General features: G+C 65.6%; 22 protein-coding genes and 1 pseudogene. 10 read left to right on the plus strand and 13 right to left on the minus strand.

Going from position 1 to position 17697, the window contains the following annotated elements:
* Positions 1-11: 11 nt before the first annotated feature.
* A complete protein-coding gene (locus ACQR1X_RS07510; RefSeq protein ID WP_316217515.1) occupies positions 12-1244 on the minus strand; it encodes a benzoate/H(+) symporter BenE family transporter in 1233 nt (410 codons plus the stop codon).
* Positions 1245-1485: 241 nt separating this feature from the next.
* Between ACQR1X_RS07510 and ACQR1X_RS07515 the strand changes: the two are divergent.
* A pseudogene (locus ACQR1X_RS07515) lies at positions 1486-2017 on the plus strand (REP-associated tyrosine transposase).
* A 1051-nt stretch (positions 2018-3068) separates the two neighbouring features.
* Here the strand turns inward: ACQR1X_RS07515 and ACQR1X_RS07520 are convergent.
* The 5 genes from ACQR1X_RS07520 to lgt form a co-directional block, all read right to left on the minus strand.
* Positions 3069-4022, minus strand: coding sequence for a ribose-phosphate pyrophosphokinase (locus tag ACQR1X_RS07520; protein ID WP_315803270.1), 954 nt, complete (start codon positions 4020-4022; stop codon positions 3069-3071).
* A 186-nt stretch (positions 4023-4208) separates the two neighbouring features.
* Positions 4209-4841 carry a hypothetical protein gene (locus tag ACQR1X_RS07525; RefSeq protein WP_434898594.1) on the minus strand — a complete coding sequence of 211 codons (633 nt, stop codon included), beginning with the start codon at positions 4839-4841 and terminating at the stop codon, positions 4209-4211.
* Positions 4842-4967: 126 nt separating this feature from the next.
* Positions 4968-5714 (minus strand): peptidoglycan editing factor PgeF, encoded by a 747-nt coding sequence (gene pgeF / locus ACQR1X_RS07530; RefSeq protein ID WP_410053148.1) that lies wholly within the window; start codon positions 5712-5714, stop codon positions 4968-4970.
* Positions 5715-5734: 20 nt separating this feature from the next.
* Entirely contained in the window at positions 5735-6862 is a 1128-nt protein-coding gene (locus tag ACQR1X_RS07535) for a class I SAM-dependent methyltransferase (RefSeq protein WP_434840239.1), read from the minus strand.
* Entirely contained in the window at positions 6859-7716 is an 858-nt protein-coding gene (lgt, locus tag ACQR1X_RS07540) for a prolipoprotein diacylglyceryl transferase (RefSeq protein WP_434898595.1), read from the minus strand. The genes ACQR1X_RS07535 and lgt overlap by 4 nt, the downstream gene beginning before the upstream one ends.
* Before the next feature lie 256 nt (positions 7717-7972).
* Here lgt and ACQR1X_RS07545 point away from each other — a divergent pair, with 256 nt between their 5' ends.
* From ACQR1X_RS07545 to ychF, 4 genes are all read left to right on the plus strand, one after another.
* Positions 7973-8263, plus strand: a complete 291-nt coding sequence (locus ACQR1X_RS07545) for an accessory factor UbiK family protein (protein ID WP_315714079.1) — start codon at positions 7973-7975, stop codon at positions 8261-8263.
* 193 nt (positions 8264-8456) lie between these two features.
* Positions 8457-9146: a 50S ribosomal protein L25/general stress protein Ctc gene (locus tag ACQR1X_RS07550; RefSeq protein ID WP_315803275.1), complete on the plus strand. Its 690-nt coding sequence runs from the start codon at positions 8457-8459 to the stop codon at positions 9144-9146.
* A 72-nt stretch (positions 9147-9218) separates the two neighbouring features.
* On the plus strand, positions 9219-9824 hold the full coding sequence (gene pth / locus ACQR1X_RS07555; protein WP_316177557.1) for an aminoacyl-tRNA hydrolase: 606 nt from the start codon (positions 9219-9221) through the stop codon (positions 9822-9824).
* A 38-nt stretch (positions 9825-9862) separates the two neighbouring features.
* On the plus strand, positions 9863-10960 hold the full coding sequence (gene ychF, locus ACQR1X_RS07560; RefSeq protein ID WP_315803277.1) for a redox-regulated ATPase YchF: 1098 nt from the start codon (positions 9863-9865) through the stop codon (positions 10958-10960).
* Positions 10961-10974: 14 nt separating this feature from the next.
* On the opposite strand, the gene ACQR1X_RS07565 is transcribed toward ychF, so the two are convergent.
* Positions 10975-11265 (minus strand): DUF4282 domain-containing protein, encoded by a 291-nt coding sequence (locus ACQR1X_RS07565; protein ID WP_315714083.1) that lies wholly within the window; start codon positions 11263-11265, stop codon positions 10975-10977.
* A 221-nt stretch (positions 11266-11486) separates the two neighbouring features.
* On the opposite strand from ACQR1X_RS07565, the gene ACQR1X_RS07570 reads away from it, so the two are divergent.
* From ACQR1X_RS07570 to ACQR1X_RS07580, 3 genes are all read left to right on the plus strand, one after another.
* A complete protein-coding gene (locus ACQR1X_RS07570; protein WP_434898596.1) occupies positions 11487-11948 on the plus strand; it encodes a MaoC family dehydratase in 462 nt (153 codons plus the stop codon).
* Entirely contained in the window at positions 11948-12427 is a 480-nt protein-coding gene (locus ACQR1X_RS07575) for a MaoC family dehydratase (protein ID WP_434840242.1), read from the plus strand. The genes ACQR1X_RS07570 and ACQR1X_RS07575 overlap by 1 nt, the downstream gene beginning before the upstream one ends.
* A 109-nt stretch (positions 12428-12536) precedes the next feature.
* Entirely contained in the window at positions 12537-12686 is a 150-nt protein-coding gene (locus ACQR1X_RS07580) for a hypothetical protein (protein WP_315714401.1), read from the plus strand.
* Positions 12687-12743: 57 nt separating this feature from the next.
* On the opposite strand, the gene ACQR1X_RS07585 is transcribed toward ACQR1X_RS07580, so the two are convergent.
* From ACQR1X_RS07585 to ACQR1X_RS07610, 6 genes are all read right to left on the minus strand, one after another.
* Positions 12744-12881: a hypothetical protein gene (locus ACQR1X_RS07585; protein ID WP_434840243.1), complete on the minus strand. Its 138-nt coding sequence runs from the start codon at positions 12879-12881 to the stop codon at positions 12744-12746.
* Positions 12882-13038: 157 nt separating this feature from the next.
* Positions 13039-13452 (minus strand): hypothetical protein, encoded by a 414-nt coding sequence (locus ACQR1X_RS07590; protein WP_315714086.1) that lies wholly within the window; start codon positions 13450-13452, stop codon positions 13039-13041.
* 151 nt (positions 13453-13603) lie between these two features.
* Positions 13604-14533, minus strand: coding sequence for a hypothetical protein (locus ACQR1X_RS07595; protein WP_315803281.1), 930 nt, complete (start codon positions 14531-14533; stop codon positions 13604-13606).
* 130 nt (positions 14534-14663) lie between these two features.
* Complete coding sequence (locus tag ACQR1X_RS07600) at positions 14664-15104, minus strand: nuclear transport factor 2 family protein (RefSeq protein WP_315803282.1); 441 nt, start codon at positions 15102-15104, stop codon at positions 14664-14666.
* A 193-nt stretch (positions 15105-15297) separates the two neighbouring features.
* On the minus strand, positions 15298-15564 hold the full coding sequence (locus tag ACQR1X_RS07605; RefSeq protein WP_315803283.1) for a hypothetical protein: 267 nt from the start codon (positions 15562-15564) through the stop codon (positions 15298-15300).
* 134 nt (positions 15565-15698) lie between these two features.
* Positions 15699-16145, minus strand: a complete 447-nt coding sequence (locus ACQR1X_RS07610; protein ID WP_316217508.1) for a nuclear transport factor 2 family protein — start codon at positions 16143-16145, stop codon at positions 15699-15701.
* Positions 16146-16473: 328 nt separating this feature from the next.
* Here ACQR1X_RS07610 and ACQR1X_RS07615 point away from each other — a divergent pair, with 328 nt between their 5' ends.
* Complete coding sequence (locus ACQR1X_RS07615; protein ID WP_315803492.1) at positions 16474-16695, plus strand: hypothetical protein; 222 nt, start codon at positions 16474-16476, stop codon at positions 16693-16695.
* Between the two features lie 149 nt (positions 16696-16844).
* Complete coding sequence (locus ACQR1X_RS07620) at positions 16845-17237, plus strand: hypothetical protein (RefSeq protein WP_434898597.1); 393 nt, start codon at positions 16845-16847, stop codon at positions 17235-17237.
* Positions 17238-17697: the final 460 nt, after the last annotated feature.

Consider the following 17697-nt stretch of genomic DNA (forward strand, 5'->3'; position numbering starts at 1 on the left):
GCGGCAATCCGTTATGCGCCCGATGCGGCGGTGAAATCCGCCCGCTCCAGCAGCCACGAGATTGCAAAGCCTGCCACGAGTCCCCAGAACGCCGCGCCGATATTGAGCAGGGGTACGTCGGCCACGGTGACGAGGAAGGCGATCAGCGCGCCGAGGGAGAAGTTGGTCCTGAACGCGGTCACGAACGCGGTCTGCAGCACGCGCAGCATGGCGAGGCCCGCCAGCGCGGTGATCAATGATTTCGGCGCGATCAGCAGCAGCGTGGTGAAGGTCGGCGCCAGCAGGCCGAAGCCGAGCGCAAGCACGCCGACGACCATCGCCGCGGTATAGTGGCGCTTGCGCTCGCCGCCGGAGACGACGATGGCGTTGGTCGGTCCGGTCAGGCAGGTCGACACGCCGCCCACGACAGCCGCGAGCGCCGAGCCGATGCCGCAGGCGACGGTCACCACATTGACCGGCGGCTTGTGGCCGGCAGCGGTCAGCACCGCAAAGCCCTGGCCGTTCTGCACCACCAGCACGGTGACCGCGAGCGGCACGATCAGCTCGATCATGGCCGCGAGCGACCAGGATGGCGTCGGGATCACCGGATGGATCAGCGCGATCTGCAGCGAGGCATTCTGATCATACTTGCCGAACAGGAGAGCCGCGAGCGTGCCGATGACGAGCGCGCCGATGATCGGCGGGCAGCGCCGGCCCAGCGCAGGGAGTGCGGTCAGCAGCAGCCAGAGCACGACCATCGGCCCGGCGATGGCGAAGTCGGTGAACACGGCGCGGACGAGATCGAGGCCGAAGCGCAGGAATACGCCAGCGACCATGCCCATCACGATCGGCATCGGCACCAGTTGCATCGCGCGCTTGACCCAGCCGGTGAGCCCGAGCACCAGCATCAACAGCGCGGTGCCGTAGAAGGCGCCGACCACCTGCGGGAAGCTCAGATGCGTCAGCGACTGGCCGACCAGGACGGTGCCCGGAATGGTCCAGAACAGCACCAACGGCTCGCGATAGCGCCACGACAGCGCGAGCGTGATCAGCCCGTTGATGAAGAATACGCCGAAGATCCACGACGCGATCTCCGCCTGCGACAGCCCGCCATTGGCGCCGACCGACAGGATGATGGCGACCGGCCCGGTAATCGCGAACAGCCAGCCGATGAAGCCGTGCGAGGCATACAGCGGGCCGAAATCGCTGATGATCTGGCCGAGGCCGGGCGGCGGGGCCGCGGGGCGTTCGATGGCGCTGAACATGGAGGGGCGGGGCTCGGTGTGTGTTCTTGTTGTTGTCCTTGGCGTCGTAGGGGATGTTTTGGCCGAACGGGACGAGCTGTGCAAGGCGTTGGGCTGATCGGCGGATTACGCTGCGCTAATCCGCCCTACGGGTTTTGAGCGTAGGGCGGATTAGGCGAAGCCGTAATCCGCCGCAAATCTTGAATCCATACATCCTCAGCGAGTAGGCTTACGTCGGTCATCTCGACGCGGACCATGCTCCATGCCCAACTATCGACGCGCATTCGTTCCGGGCGGATCCTGGTTCTTCACCGTGAACCTTCTCGACCGACGTCAAGCTCTGCTGATCGAGCACATCGACGTCCTGCGGTCTGCCGTCGCCGCTATCAGGCGCCGTTTTCCGTTCGAAATCGATGCCTTTGTCGTGATGCCGGATCATCTTCATGCGGTCTGGACCCTGCCCCCTGACGATGCCGACTTCTCAACACGTTGGCGGCTGATCAAGAACCGTTTTGCGCGAGCACTCCCGAAGACAGAGGACCTCACTCCACGTCGCACCGCCAAGGAGGAACTCGGCATCTGGCAGCGCCGGTTTTGGGAGCATCTCATTCGCGACGAGGAAGATTATGCCACGGCACGTGGAGTATTGTTACATCAATCCGGTGAAGCATTCGCCTGGTAAGTCGAGTGGAGGACTGGCCGCATTCGTCCTTCCACCGAGACGTGCGTGAAGGAGTATTTCCGCAGATTGGGCTGGCGATGTCGATGTGAACGGGACTTACGGCGAGCGTTGACCGGATCAGGCTGTCTTGAAACTCTCGCGCTGGACAACGGCGGATTGCGCTGCGCTAATCCGCCCTACGGGTTTGAGCGTAGGGCGGATTAGGCGAAGCCGTAATCCGCCGCGTCTCTCCGCGTCAGTGTCCGTTCGGTCCAGCGCGTGCCCGTCGCCCAAATCACGCTTCTCTCCGCAAGTCCTGTCCAGCCCTTCGGATAAAAATAAATCGCTGGAGGTTTCGCCAAATCAGCATTATGGTCCGGGCCGTTCCGTTGCGTCGGAGGGGACGTATCGCGGTCGTCACGGACGTCGGCAGCGGAATGCGATGGGCGGGTCGGGTCGCAGCGTGGCGGATGCCGCGCCGACGAACGATCCGGCACGCACGGTCAAGTCGCACGGTCCTGACACCCCGACGCTGGTGTCACGCCTGTGCCGGCGCTCACGCGCCGCGCGGGCAACGGTGGCCAGAAAGCCCGGTGCACCGGGGAGACTGCGAAGCAGCCGTAAAGCCATCGCGCAGGGAGGGCCGGGTGTGTTCGGCCAGACCTGTGGTACCTGCCGCCTGCATTTTTTTAGCAGGCGGGCCACGGGCGCGGCCAGCGCCCGGCCTTCCCTGCGCCCTCCACCAAGAGGGCGATGCTGTGATCAAAGCTCGGACGCAACACGCGCCGCGAGATCGCGGAGGCTTATGCGCAAGTCCTGTCGGATGTTGTCCTGATGAAAGATACCACAGGCGTCATTGCGAGCGGAGAGAAGCAATCCAGGATCCTTCAGAGGAGGCAGTCTGGATTGCTTCGTCGCTGCGCTCCTCGCAATGACGGGAGTGTGGGGCAGGCCCTTTGCCCAAACACCAGCGTCATCGCCCGGCTTGCCGCCTTCGCTGAAGCTGCGGCGCGCCCAAAGTGCTCTTGGCCGCGTCAAAGCCGAAGGCGAAGACGGGACCGGGCGATCCAGTAAAGGGAGATGGCTGTGATTGATCGAGGCGCCGCGGCGTACTGGATTCCCCGCTTTCGCGGGGAATGACAGTGGAATTTGATGATGACGTTCTTGCCGTACGAGAGACGATATCAGTCGAACAGGCTCGACACCGACTCTTCGGCAGCGGTTCGCCCGATCGCCTCGGCGATCAGCGGCGCGATCGGCAACGTGCGGATGTTCGGCGCGTTGCGGACGGCTTCGGTCGGCATGATGGAGTCAGTGATGACGAGCTCCTTCAGGCGCGAGGAGGTGATGCGGCTCGCCGCTCCACCGGAGAGCACGCCGTGGGTGATGTAGGCGTAGACGTCCTTGGCGCCGTGCTTGAGAAGCGCATCGGCCGCGTTCACCAGGGTGCCGCCGGAGTCGACGATGTCATCGACAAGGATGCAGGTGTGGCCGGAGACTTCGCCGATCACGTTCATGACCTCGGACTCGCCGGGACGCTCGCGGCGCTTGTCGACGATGGCGAGCGGCGTGTTGATGCGCTTGGCGAGGCCACGCGCGCGCGCCACGCCGCCGACGTCGGGCGATACGACCATGAGGTTGGAGAGATCGAACCGATCCTTGATGTCGCGCACCATCAGCGGCGAAGCATAGAGATTGTCGGCCGGGATGTCGAAAAAGCCCTGGATCTGCAAGGCATGCAGGTCGAGCGTCATGACGCGGTCGACGCCGGCATGGGTGATCAGGTTGGCGACGAGCTTGGCCGAGATCGGCGTGCGCGAGGCAGATTTTCGATCCTGCCGCGCATAGCCGAAATAGGGCACCACGGCGGTGATGCGGCGCGCGGAGGCGCGGCGCAGCGCATCGGTGATGATCAGGAGCTCCATCAGCAGGTCGTTCGCCGGATAGGACGTCGATTGAATGATGAAGACGTCGGAGCCGCGGACGTTCTCCTGGATCTCGACGAAGATCTCCATGTCGGCGAAGCGCCGAACCACCGCCTTCGTCAGCGGCAGCCCGAGCTCAGCGGCGATGCCGGCGGCGAGAGCCGGATTGGAGTTGCCGGCGACGAGTTTGATGGAGCCGTTCTTGGCCGACATCGTGAATTCTCCTCGCGTCTCGCTGGAGACCTTGTTCAGCATATCGGGCGATCCATGGAACCGGCAGTTTTGCACGGGCGAGGTGATATCAAGGACACCGCGCGCATGGCAACCCGCCGCAAGTGTTTTTCCCGGTCAAACGGCTGTTTTTCCCGGTCAAAAACGGCGCAAAATGCGCCTCCTTGCCTAACGGTCGGTGTAGCCGAGGGCCGCGACGCTGGTGCCGCCGGACGCCGGCGATGCGGGCTCGGCCACAGCGACCGCAGGGCCGCGGGTGGCCGGTGCCGCCGGGGGCGCGCCGTCGACGGGCGCGGTGCCGTTCAGCATGTTCGAAAGTCCGCTGAAGCCGGCCTGCGCGATTTTCCGAAGCACCATGTCGTCGACATTGTTCCACGGATCGCGGCCGCCGCGGCCGACCGGCTCTTCGCCCGACAGCCGCAGCGCGCGCTGCTGATTGCGATCGTAGACGTCGAACACCCAGGCGATCACGCCCTTGCCGCCGACGACCTGGGCGGAGAGATAGGTGCGGACACGATACGCTGCAGGGGCCTCGCGCGACACGATGGCGAGGCTGCGCAGCTTGGACTCGCTGTCGAGCACGCTGACCATGCGGTCGAAGATTTGCGGTGGCGGGCCGTCGATCTGCTCGAAGGCGATCGTGGCGTTATCCGATGCAGGCGCCATCGCGTAGGCGTTGGACGGACCGCCGCTGGTCGCGCAGCCGCCGAGCGCTGCAGCGGACGTGATTAGCAAAACGGCAACGCAGGCGTGCTGCGCAGCGCGGCTGATCCGTCGAAGTGGTGTCGGCGCTCCCCTCATCGTCGGGAGCGATATCGTTAAAATCGATTAACGTCTAGGTCGCGGCTGCCACAGATTGGGACAGAGTGCATTCAGTTGTACAGAAAGGGTTAAGCAATCCACATGCGGCCACAATCGCGCCCAGCTTCAGCCTTCGAGCATGATGGCATGGACGTGCCGGCCATAGTCCGGCTCGCTGCGATGGACCGAGCGGCGGTAACTGAAGAAGCGCTCGTCGACATAGGTGTCGAGGCCGATATCGTCGATCAGCAGCACGCCGGCGTTTTCCAGCCGCATCCGGATGAAGCCGGCCAGGTCGAACATCGCGTGGCCGTCGCGCGTCGACGGCAGGAAGAAGCGCGCGTGCTCGGCGTCGTCGTCGAGGAAGCGCGTGACGAACTCGGCGCCGACCTCGTAGCTCGGCTGGCGGATCAGGGGGCCGATCGCGGCAATGATCCGGCCGCGCTCTGCGCCGAGCTCCTCCATCGCCTGCAGCGTGGCTTCGAGCACGCCGGTGAGCGCACCTTTCCAGCCGGCATGGGCCGCGCCGATGACGCGCTTATGCGGGTCGACGAACAGGATCGGCCCGCAATCGGCCGTGGTGACGCCGATCGCGAGATTCGGCGTCGCGGTCACCAGCGCATCGGCCTTCGGCCTGACGGGGCCGTCCCAGGGCCCGGTCGCAACCACGACGTCGGGCGAATGAATCTGGTGCAGGCTGAGGAACTGGTCGGGCGCGACGCCGAGATGGGCGGCCATGCGGCGGCGGTTTTCACGGACGTTCTCCGGCACGTCATGCGATCCGAGCCCGCCATTGAGGCCGGCATAGATGCCGTCGGAGACGCCGCCCTCGCGGGTGAAGAAGGCATGGCGCAGGCCAGGGACCGCGGACATCACATCCGATGATACCAGCATCACGCGCCTCCCGTCTTCTCGTTGGTGTGCTCGTCGCTGATGCCCGCCAGCACCGGAATGGCCGGATCGGAGATGCCGAGCACCTTGAACAGCGACCCCATTCCGCCGCGGCCGCCGCCGGTCAGGCGCTTCAGCCCGCTCGCGATGTCCTCCGAGACTTCCGGCGAGGCCTTCTGCATCAGGGTCAGCGCGCGGGTTTCGATGCCGAGCCGCTGCAGGAACTCGCCCTGCGTGACCGGGCCGTGAACGCGCGCGCCGACGGCTTCCGCGGCCCGCGCCAGCGCGTCGAAATCGACATGGGCGGTGATGTCGGCAAGCCCCGGCGTCTTCAGGGGATCGGCGAAGCTATGGCGGGCGATGGCCTGGAAGGTGTCGCCGACGTCGCTGCGCACATGGCCGTAATCGATGATGACGGCGGCGCCGCGCTGGTCGCGGATGCGCCTGGCGATGGCCATCATCTCCATGTTCGGCCGCCATTCGAAGATCGCGCCGGCCGGCGCGGCGCGCACCAGCGGCGGCAGCAGCAGCTCGAAGCCGGGCGTTGGATCCGCGGCCGCGCCGTAGACGAAGTTCTCCTCCTCGTCGAGCTCGACCACGCGCTCGTGCCAGCCGGTTTCGCGCCTGATCATCTGGTGGATCGGCAGCACGTCGAAATACTCGTTGGCGAAGATGACGCTGGGGCCCTCCGGCACCTCGTCGAAGCTCTCGTGCCAGTTGATGTTGCGCAGGCCGGTCAGCGTCGCCTTCTGCTTTTCGCGCAGGACAGGATTGACCTCGACCAGGTGGACCGAGATCGTCTGGTACAGCGGCGGCAGCACGCGCAGCGCCCGCAGCGCATCCGACATCATGGTGCCGCGGCCGGGTCCCAGCTCGATCAGCCGGAATTGCTGCGGCGATCCCGTCGCCTTCCAGATCGAGGCCGCCCACAGCCCGAGCAGCTCGCCGAACATCTGGCTCACTTCGGGGGCGGTGGTGAAGTCGCCCTCGCGTCCGAGCGGATCGCGCGAGACGTAGTAGCCGTGCTCCGGATGCATCAGGCACAGCTCCATGTAGCGCCAGACCGGCATCGGGCCGGACGCCTTGATCAGCCGCTTGATCTCGGTGTGGAGCGGTGAGGTTTCGATCACGGATTGGCCTGCAGCGGGGATGTGGCTTGAGGACTCTCAGGCCTGCGGAGCGCCCGCGCCACCAGGATGGCGCCGATGATCAGCATCGGCACCGACAGCACCATGCCCATGGTCAGGCCACCCCAGAGAAAGCCCAATTGCTTGTCGGGCTCGCGGAACAGCTCGCTGGTGATGCGCGCCACGCCGTAGAGGGTGATGAAGCTGCCGAGGATCAGGCCGGGCCGTTTCAGCGCGCCGAACCGGATCATGATCGCCAGCACGATGAACAGCACGATGCCTTCGAGGCCGGCCTCGTAGAGCTGGCTCGGATGGCGCGGGAGGTGGGTCGGATCGCGCGGGAAGATCATCGCCCAGGGAACGCTCGCATCGGCGGCACGGCCCCACAGCTCACCATTGATGAAATTGGCGATGCGGCCGAGCAGCAGGCCGATGGGCGCGACCGCGGTGGTGACGTCGCCGAGCGAGATGATCGGCAGGCCGTTGCGGCGGGCGAACCAGATCACGGCGAGCACACAGCCCATGAAGCCGCCATGAAACGACATGCCGCCGTTCCACAGTTGGAAGATCTCCAGCGGGTGCTCGATGAAGAACGGCAGGTTGTAGAACAGCACGTAACCGGTGCGGCCGCCGAGGATGATGCCGATCGTGACCCACAGGATGAAGTCGTCGAGCTGGACCAGCGACACCGGCGCCGGGCCGCCCCACAGCCGCTCTTTCTTGAGCAGCGAGCGCGCGTAGAGCCAGCCGATGACGATGCCGCAGATATAGGCCAGCGCGTACCAGCGGATCGCGAACGGGCCGATGGCGATCGCAACCGGATCGAACACGGGGAAATCGATGAGGAGAGGCGTCATTCACTGGCTTTCGTGGGCACGGCGTCCCGCTTCCGGAAGCCCGCGGGCGATGCGGGCTTCGAACGAGCTCCGCCACATGAACGGGCGCGGCGCGATGTGATCTCAGGGCTGCTCATACCAGCGCCGCGGGCCGGCGCAACAAGTACGATGACAAGGAAACCAAGGCATGACAAGACGGCCCATCTTGCGGGCGGCGACAGGGATCGCCATTCTGTCTTCCATCATCGTGCTCGTCGCGGGACGCGGAGTTTCTCACATGACTCAGACCAACAACCGGTTTTTCGACGAACTCGGCCGCCTGATGAACGATGCCGCAGGTGCCGCCCAGGGCATGAAGCGGGAGGTCGATTCCGTCATCCGCAACCAGGCGGAAAAGATCCTGAACGATCTGGACATCGTGAAGCGCGAGGAGTTCGAGGCGGTCAAGGACATGGCCCGGCTCGCCCGCGAGGAGAACGAGGCGCTGAAGGCGCGGATCGCGGCGCTGGAGGCCAAGCTGGGTGGCGCGGCCGGCACGCCGCCGGGCGCCGGCAGCGCGGACGGCTGACCCGCGCGAAATACCTCCGGAGAGTTGGTGGGATGAAGGGGCCGCCGGTCCCTTCATTTCCTTGTCATTTCCCGGGTTTGCCGCTAGAACGCCGCCACGTCCGCGGCCCCCGCACCCCTGGAGGCTTGCCGAAGGACGTCCAGCAACGGGCCGCATCGCGGCCTTTAACTTTTTAAAACAAGGACTTAACACGATGGCGACCGTCAGAGAACTGAAGGCGACCGCCCGTCCGTCAGTCGGCAAGGGGGCCGCACGGGCAGAGCGTCGCGCCGGGAGAGTGCCCGGAGTGATTTATGGAGACAACCAGCCCCCGCTGCCGATCTCGGTGGAAGACCGCGAGCTGCGCCAGCGCATCCTCGCAGGCCGGTTTCTGACCACGATCTTCGACGTCACCCTCGACGGCAAGAAGCACCGGGTGATCCCGCGCGACTTCCATCTCGATCCGGTCAAGGACTTCCCGATCCACGTCGACTTCATGCGGCTCGGCCAGGGCGCGACCATTCGCGTCAGCGTGCCGCTGCACGTGGTGGGCTCGGAAGGCGCGCCGGGCGTCAAGCGCGGTGGCACCGTCAACATCGTGACCCACACGCTCGACCTCGAGTGCCTCGCGGAGAACATCCCGCAGTTCATCGAGGCCGACGTCAGCGCGCTCGAGATCAACCACTCGCTGCACATCTCCGACGTCAAGCTGCCGACCGGCGTGAAGACGCTGTCGCGCGACGACGCGACGCTCGTCACCATCGTGCCGCCGTCGGGCTATGGCGAGGAGCAGAAGGCTGCTGCTGGCGCTGCCGCGGCTCCCGCCGCTGCTGCTCCGGCTGCCGCTGCGAAGGCTCCCGCGGCCGCGGCCAAGGCGCCGGCTGGCGGCGACAAGAAGAAGTAAGCCGTTCCGCTTCTGGGAAGCGCGGGCGGGTCCCGTGCTTCCCGAAGCGACGGCGGGTGCGGATGCCGCGTCATGCTGCTGTTTGTCGGCCTCGGCAATCCCGGCGCGAAATATGCGCGCAACCGGCACAATATCGGCTTCATGGCCGTTGACGAGATCGCGCGGCGTCACCGCTTCTCGCCGTGGCGGCGCAGGTTTCAGGGCGAGACGTCCGAAGGCACACTCGACTCCGAACGCGTCATTCTCCTGAAGCCGACCACCTATATGAACGAATCCGGCCGCGCGGTGCAGGAAGCGGCCAGCTTCTTCAAGCTCGGCGTCGGCGACGTCACCGTGTTTCAGGACGAGCTCGAACTGCAACCGGGCAAGCTGCGCGTGAAGGTCGGCGGTGGCATTGCTGGTCATAACGGACTGCGTTCGATCTCGGCGCATCTGGGCAACGACTACCGCCGCGTCCGGCTCGGCATCGGCCATCCCGGCGTCAAGGAGCTGGTGCATGGGCACGTGCTGTCGGACTTCGCCAAGTCCGACATGCCGTGGGTCGAGGCGTTGTGCGAGGCGGTGGCCGACAATGCTGAATTGTTGACCGGCAAGCGCGACTCCACCTTCGCCAACAAGGTGCATCTGGCGCTGCAGGCCAAAGGTTTTCTGGACAAGGGCGACGCCGGCGCCGCGTGAGCGCTTCGGGCGTTGTCCAAAAGGATGCGGGACGGGTCATGGGATTCAAATGCGGGATCGTCGGGTTGCCCAACGTCGGCAAGTCGACGCTGTTCAACGCGCTGACGGAGACGGCGGCCGCGCAGGCGGCGAACTATCCGTTCTGCACCATCGAGCCGAATGTCGGCGAGGTCGCTGTGCCCGATCCGCGGCTCGAGAAGCTCGCGGCGATCGCCAAGTCCGGCCAGATCATTCCGACGCGGCTCACGTTCGTGGACATTGCAGGCCTCGTGCGCGGTGCCTCCAAGGGTGAGGGCCTCGGCAACCAGTTTCTTGCCAACATCCGCGAGGTCGATGCGATCGCCCATGTGGTGCGCTGCTTCGAGGATTCCGACATCACCCACGTCGAGGGCAAGATCGCGCCGCTCGCCGACATCGAGACCATCGAGACCGAACTGATGCTGTCCGATCTCGACAGCCTCGAGAAGCGGGTCGACAACCTCTCCAAGAAGGCAAAGGGCGGCGACAAGGACGCCAAGGAGCAGTACGAGCTCGTCACCCGTGCTCTCGTGCTGCTGCGCGACGGCAAGCCGGCGCGGCTGCTGGAGCGCAAGCCCGAGGAGGAGCGCGCCTTCGGCATGCTCGGACTGCTCACCTCCAAGCCCGTGCTCTACGTCTGCAATGTCGAGGAAGGCTCGGCCAAGGACGGCAACAGTTTCTCACAGGCGGTGTTCGCGCGCGCCAAGGAAGAGGGGGCGGTCGCGGTCGTGATCTCGGCCAAGATCGAGTCCGAGATCGCGACGCTGTCGCGCGAGGAGCGGGTGGATTTCCTGGAGACGCTCGGGCTCGAAGAGGCTGGTCTCGATCGGCTCATCCGCGCCGGCTATCAGCTGCTCGACCTGATCACCTACTTTACCGTCGGTCCGAAGGAAGCGCGCGCCTGGACCATTCACCGCGGCACCAAGGCGCCGGCGGCGGCTGGCGTCATTCACACCGACTTCGAGAAAGGCTTCATCCGCGCTGAGACCATTGCCTATGCCGACTATGTCGCGCTCGGCGGTGAGGCTGGCGCGCGCGAGGGCGGCAAGCTGCGCCTCGAAGGCAAGGAGTATGTCGTCGCCGATGGCGACGTGATGCACTTCCGCTTCAACAACTAAGGCCGCATGGGCGGCTACATCCGCCCCTGTTCGCGGATTGCGCCGAGGTGCTCGTTGATGCGGAAGACGATCAGCACGAACTCGGCGATGATGCGCGAGAACACCATGCCGACGATGATGCCGGCGAGCGACGACAGCAGCATCAGGAAACCGCCGAACGGGCTGATCGCCATTTCGGAGAGGCCCGTGAAAATGCCGCGAATTCCCGACAGGATGATCAGCGCAATCACGAGCCAATAGAACGTCTTGATGATGGTGGGCGTGATGAAGCGGTCCCACTGGAACAAATCGCGAAATTCCAACATCCTGATCCCCCGGCCACGTCCGAATCGGTCGTCAAATCCGTCTTTAAGTCGTGCTCGAATTGCGCGCCAGACGGCATCGGCGGCAGCCGAATTCATTCCGGTATATGGCGCCTTCTGGCACTCTCTTGCGACTGGACCGGGCGTCAGCCATGCGAGCGGCCCGGTTGTGATTGCTGCAAAGTGCGGCCACAATCGGGCTTCTTTCAGCCATTCCCAACCTCATGACCCTCACCTTCGAAGATTTTCCGCAAGGCCCGTTCGGCAGCTTCGGCCCGCGACACGTCACCCGCGATGAGATCATCGCCTTCGCGTCTGAGTTTGATCCGCAGCCGATGCATCTGGACGAACTGGCCGCCTCGCAGTCGATGCTCAAGGGCCTGTCCGGTTCGGGCTGGCACCTCTGCTCGCTGATGATGCGCATGATGTTCGACGGCTTCATCGGCCGCACCGCCTCGCTCGGCTCGCCGGGCGTCAACGAGGTCAGGTGGTTGTCGCCGTTGCGTCCTGACGATGAGCTGATGCTCGATGTGGAGGTTCTGGAAGCGCGGGTGTCGCGGAGCCGGCCGTCGACGGGGATCGTCACCTTCAAGTGCAGCGTGCGCAACGAGGCGGGCTTGAGACTTTGCGAGATGGTCTCTCCGATCATCGTCGAGCGCCGCGAGAGCCGCGGGCAGGTGGGCTGATGCGCTTCTTCGAGGATATTCAGGTTGGCCAGCGCCGCGAGCTCGGCTCCTACACGTTTACGGCCGATGAGATTAAGCGGTTCGCCGTTCAATTCGATCCGCAGCGTTTTCACCTCGACGAGGAAGAGGGCCGCCGATCGCTGTTCGGCGGGCTCGCGGCATCGGGATGGCACGTCGGATCCGTCTGCATGAAGCTGATCGTCGCAGACAACCAGCGTCTCCTGGAGATCGCGCGCTCGCGCGGCGAGCCGGTCGTTCTCGGAGGTCCTTCTCCCGGCTTTCGTGAGCTGCGCTGGCACAAGCCGGTGCTTGCAGGCGATACGATCAGCTTCTCGAGCGAGATTGATTCGCTTCGCGCGTCGGCCTCGCGCCCCGAATGGGGCATCCTGCAAGCGCGCAACACCGGCATCAATCAGCGCGGCGAGCTGGTGTTCTCGGTGCTTGCGTCGGCCTTTGTCCCGAGGCGGAACAACGGTTGAGGCGAAAAGGTCACGCTTCGTAGGATTGTCGGCACGGAACGAAGTTCGCGCTAACGCATTCTGAACTCGGACTCTATAAGACAGCCAATCAGGGATCAGGATGTGGGGGATGAGTATGGCAGATCGCGGTGGTCTGAAACTCCTCGGCTTTATCTTTGCCAGCGTGACGCTCGCGGTGATGCTCGCGACGGGAATGGTCGTGAAGGGCTATGCCGACGGTTCTTACTCGCTGGAGACGTCAGCGACGATCAACGAGTAGCGCCTTAACTACTCGTTAACCAGAACAGGACCGGGCGGTCCTGTTCGCAGAGGCGGTCTAGCGGCTCCAGATGAGCACCATGACCGCCATGGCCACCAGCAGCAATCCGACGAAGCGGACCATGATGATCCCGATCCGCTGAGGCTCAGGCCTCAGGGGAATCGGATCGGCGTCGTCCGGCCGGATCGTTTCCATGAAAGCGACACCCCCCTGACGCAACCTGCCCGCCGCGAGAGCGGCGGGAGCTGGTCGCGGGAGGGCCGCGGCGCGTTCAAGGACGTGGCGCTGCAAAGGCAAAGACCGCCGCGCGATGGCTCGCACGGCGGTCCGCTTCAAGCTCCGGAAAGAACGATCAGCTGCTGCGCAGGCCGTCGGCGGCGCGCTTCCACTGCGTCACGTTCTCGGCGATGGCCCGGGTCGACTTCATCGCCGCCTGGCTGAGCTGCGCATAGCTCGCGATCTCGCGCTGCACCCGCTGGCCCTCGGCATGCAGCAGCTCGCGCAGGCTCTCGAGCTCCCCGATCAGGTTCTCGATCTCCGACAGCGAGGTGCCGGCGACGCGCTGGATCAGCGTGGTGACGCTGTTCACCGCTGCATCGGCGTCGATCGAGGCCTCGGCCGTGGCGGCCGCATTGGGACGGCGCAGATAGGCGATATCGTTACGGACGAAATCACGAATGCCGGCCTCGACTTCGGAGACCGCCGCCAGATCCGTATCCAGCTCGGCTTCAGTTCCATCGATCTTGTCCGGACGAATGACATTCATCGGCTAATTCCTCATTTCGCGTTCAAGCGAGCGCGGTGTCCCCGCACGACGAACTTCTCAAAGCCTATCAGTGCGGCCAAATTGGGCCGCACCGCGGCGAAGCTGCGGCGATCGTTCGATCATTCGTGGCGGGCTGCCGCAATGGTGAACGTCACCAGCTCCGCTTGAAGCCGGCCGAGATGCTCTTGCTGGTGCCGCCCTGCGCGGTCTCGCTGACCGAGCCGGAGACGCTGAGACCATCCGATAGCTTCTGCTCGGCGCCGACCTTGCGCAGCCATTTGTCGTCGCCCGACGACAAGGTCTGTCCTGCGGTGACGCTGGTGCCGGTGTCGCCAATGGAGAGCCTGGCGGACTGCTCGGTGTCGAAGCTGCGGCTGGTCTTCGGCGCCGCGCCGGGAATCGGCACCATGCCCTGCTGGGTGACGTTGTAGCCGTTCTGTAGGGTCAGATTGTAGTGATCGATCGGCACCGCCTTGGTGATGGTGGTGCCGAGCCGGCTCTGATCCGAGCCGGGATCGACGCGGGCCTCGATGGCGGTCTTGTCCCAGATCGCGCCGGCACCCGGCGCGGTGACGGCCGCCCAGGCCGAGCCGCCGGACTCCGGAGCATTGCCGCCGTTCTCGGCCTTCTCCGCCAGCAATTCCGACATCGTGGTCGGCTGCCGCGCGACCGTCATGTCGGCGCCGACGCGGGCGTCCCAGAACGGCGACACCGACTGCTTGACCGACACGCCCGAGGCAAGGCTGCCCTTGTTCTGGTTCGACCAGTCGAGCGCGGCGGCCTTCTCGGCGGCGGCCTTGCGCTTCGCCGCGGCAGCGGCCTCGGGACGGTCGAGAAAGGTGGTGTCGTCGATCGCGAGCTGGCTCCAGTCGAGCTTCTCGACGTCGATGTCCTGCATCGGGTCGGCTGCCGCCACCTGGTCCTCGGACTTGTCCTCGTCCTCGGGCTCCGGCGCGATCTGCTGCCACGGCGCGATCTGCAGCGGCTGCGGCGCCTGCATCAGCGTCTGGGCATCGGCGGCGGACGCAAGAAGCCCGAAGCCGGCCGTGAAAACCGCCAGCGCGCAACCATACGATGTCATGAGAGCAACCCCCGCCGCCCGAACCTGTGTGCCGGAATATGGTGGAATCTTGGCGCAAAATTATGGCTGCGCCAGTCACGATGTGTTGGGTTGCCGGTGACTGTGACCACAATCCAACAGGCAGGGCGGCTCAGGCGAAGCTGCCGATGCGCGGCAGGTCGATCGGGCGGCCGAGCGTCTGCTCGACCAGGTCGAACGTATCGATCAGGATCCGCAGCCGGGCGAGCTTGCCGGCGCGGAATTGCATGAATTGCGCGAGCCGCGCCGTGATCGGCTTGTCGGAATCCTGCGCCGTCATCGCGCAGCGGACCATGGTCGCCGCGCTGGTCTCGTCCAGCATCAGGGTCTCGCGCTCGATCCGCCGGATGCTCACATGCTCGGCGATCTGCCTGACGGCGTCGAGCACGGCGGCGCGGCCGTGCCGGGCGCCGAGGAAGGGAAACATGTCGATCGGGCCGTAGATGGCCCAGTCGATGTCGTCGTCGAGAAGCGCGGCGAAATCGTCGAAATGGCGGTCGTTGATCGCGCCATGCAATGCGCGCGACAGACGCCAGAGGCTGTGCTCCGTCATCGGGTCGGGATCCTGAACTGGCTTGCGAGGGGGGCGCGCCGGCCTTGAGGCGACGTCGAAACGACGTCGCGCCGGGGCGCCGAATCTATCTCTCTTACGCCTCACATAAATCAACCACCTGCGCGCGCAACGGTTGTTTTTGCATTGCACAAATGCGCGCCGCTACCGGTCCCGCGCGCGGGCGCCGGGGCCGTCAGCGTCCTTCGTGCTGCAACCGCTGCTGCGCGATCGCGACCTCGTGCTCTCGGAAGGCGGCCAGGCCGAACAGGGTGGCGCCGGCGAGACCGCCGATCAGGGCGCCGAGCGGCATGAAGGTGAAGAACACCAGCATGCCCGCATAGCCTTCGAATTCGCTGGTGTTGAACAGCTCGATCCAGGCCAGCCCCAGCCCGATGCCGATCGTCGCGCCGCCGACGACGCCCATCACCAGTCCGGCCATCGCCAGGAATGCTATTCTCATGTCACCAATGCCCCGTATACCACCGCTGATGGGGTGCGGAGCCGGGGCCACAGGTTCAAGGCAATGAGGCCGCCGTCGGTGACGTTTGCGTGATCGGCCGGTCCGGGCGCTAGTCCGCGACGGCCGTGCCGGCCTCAGGGCCGGGCGGCACCCGCGATCAGCAGCCGGCTGAGATCGCATTCGAGCACCTGCTGCACCAGGTCGTAGGTGTCCATGATCTCGCGGATGCGGGCGACGCGGCCGTCGCGTAGCGTATAGAACGCCGCGAGGTCGTACTGCACGATGCGGTCGTTGTCGCGCTTGCGCAGGAAGATGCGCAGATCGACGGCGACCTGGTCGCCTTCGCAGATCATGGTCTTGATCTCATGCCGGACGTCGGCATAGCGGCTGCGCGCCGTCTCCCACATCTGCCGTACCTCGGCCTTGCCCCGGCGGCCGCCGAGATGGGGAAAGATGTCGATCGGCGCCGACGCGAAGTGCTCGAGGTCGTCGGTGCAATGCGCCAGCACGCTGTCGAAATCACCGGCGGCATGGGCCTCGAGCAGCCTGCGCACACGCTGCTTGTTGATGTGCTCGATCATCCTGTCTCCACTGACGGGACTACCCGCGTCGGCGATGTCGTTCTGGAGATGCCGGCGCGCGGCCGTCAACCACCTGTGTAACCGTCGGCCGGCTCTATGCGCCGGTACGGTGAACGGAAGCTTGGCGGGTGATCGCGTCACGATCATGTCTGGGGGGCGTCTCTCAGCTCATCCAGCTGATCTCTCAGCTTCTGGGTCATCACCGCGCGCGACAAGGTTCGCGCAACGCGTCATGCCGGTTGCGAGCCGGGAACCGGCCCGCGGCGTCGCCGTTACCCCGCACCAATCCAAGCGGAGCTCGATCATGACGATGTCGATCACGAAGACCATGCTGGCCGCCTCCGTCGCAGCGCTGGCGCTGCTGTCGACGCAGGCCGCCGAGGCCAAGGGGTGCATCAAGGGCGCCATCGTCGGCGGCGTCGCCGGCCATTATGCCGGTCACCACGGCGTGCTCGGCGCCGCCGCCGGCTGCCTCTATGGCCGTCACCGCGCCAAGGAGCAGGAGCGTCAGCAGCAGCAGGGCCAGGCGAACGGGCAGGGCCGGACCTAGTCGATGCGGCGCGCCGCTCGTCTGCGGCGTGCCGCGAGCCGGGTTGCGACGGCCGCGCGTGACGGGGCGCACGGTCCGTGCCGGGGGCGCCGGCTAAACGGGAGCGGTCTGGTCCTCGCCGAGGACCGCCGCAACCGGATGTCCAGGCCATGCTGACTGTCGCCTCTCCCAGCACCTCCGCGCCGAAGGCGGCGCTGCTCAACCTGATCGAAGGCATGGCGCTCACCGCGCTGTTCCAGGCCATTCCCACTTATGCCGGCGCCGCGCTGATCCTCAAGCTCGCGCACAGCACCGCGCTGCGGCCTGGGATCATCGGCTTCGTCGCGAGCGCGACCCTCATCCACGTGCTGATGACCTCGGCGGCAGGCCCGCGCTTTCAGCGCGTGCTCAAGCAAGCCTACGCAACGGAGTTCTACGACGCGACGCTGGGCCTCGCCGACAAGGTGCTGCGCTGGCGCACGCAGCCGGAGGCATCGCTGCAATTGTTGAGCTCGACGGTGATGCTGGCGCTGCTGTCGGTCGCGGCGCTGGCGATGGGCTGAGGCGGGCGCGTCCCGCGAAGCATGGCGCGAGGCTCGGCGCAGCGCCGGTGTCCGTTGCGGCTCGTCCGACACGTCGGCGAGGACGACGCGCGTCTGTCTCAGCACGCTCCACTGTCGTCCCGGCCATTGAGCCGGGACCCATACCCCCAGGGATCGGTTTGAGGCAGACTGGTCATTGGCATTTGGCCCATCACGTCCGCCGTGGCGTATGGGTCCCGGATCGGCGCCGCGACCCGCTGGCGCGCGTCACGGCTTGTCCGGGACGACAGCGGTGGGTTTGGCGGATTTACGATTTCAAACAGCGATCGAGTTGAAGACATGAGGACGTGATCTCGCGGCGAGATTCGCCCGAGTGATGCATCGAACACGTCCCTCGCAAATCATGCGGAGGGCGCAGGGAATGCCGGGTGAAGGCCTCACCCATGGCCCGCCTGCGAAAAAAATGCAGGCGGCAGGTACC

The sequence above is a fragment of the Bradyrhizobium sp. HKCCYLRH3073 genome, from assembly GCF_051167995.1.
In the GTDB taxonomy this organism is placed as follows: Bacteria; Pseudomonadota; Alphaproteobacteria; order Rhizobiales; family Xanthobacteraceae; genus Bradyrhizobium.